Annotated in this window: 1 protein-coding gene; it reads left to right on the top strand. The window is 58.9% G+C overall.

What is annotated here, in order from left to right:
- Positions 1 to 5: 5 nt before the first annotated feature.
- The coding region (locus ACYVOK_RS34445) for an IS6 family transposase (protein WP_460666798.1) at positions 6 to 552 on the top strand (547 nt) is incomplete at its 3' end.

Raw genomic sequence — 552 nt, 5'->3', positions numbered from 1 at the left:
CTGAAATGATGTCCGAGCGCGGTATCAGCGTCAGTCCCAGCACGATCTTTCGTTGGGTCCAACGCTATGCCCCGGAGATTGAGAAGCGGGTGCGACCATACCAGGGGCATCGTTCAGGCTCATGGCAGGTGGATGAGACCTATGTACGAGTGGGCGGGCGCTGGCGGTACTTGTTTCGAGCGGTCGATAAACATGGTCGGCTGATTGCCTCCATGCTGTCCGGCCGGCGTGATACCGGAGCGGCTTATCGCTTCCTGCGCAAGGCTCTGAAGGCGATGAGCGACTATCCTCCCTCATCCATCACAACCGACAAACTGGCTTCTTATCCGAAGGCCATCCTGCGCCTGCAGAAGGAAGGGCTTCTGCCGAACGATGTGGTACACCGCACCTCGAAACATCTGAATAACATCCTTGAAGCGGACCATGGCGCGCTCAAACGGATGATCCGGCCGACGCGTGGCTTCCAGCGCATGAAGACCGCCTCTACGACCCTGAACGGTATTGAGGTGATGCGCATGATCCGCCGCGGCCATTGCATCCAGCGGGAACGTC

The organism is Kribbella swartbergensis, from assembly GCF_054784135.1.
The sequence above is the reverse complement of the archived record's forward strand: the minus strand, read 5'-3'. Positions and strand labels throughout refer to the sequence as shown.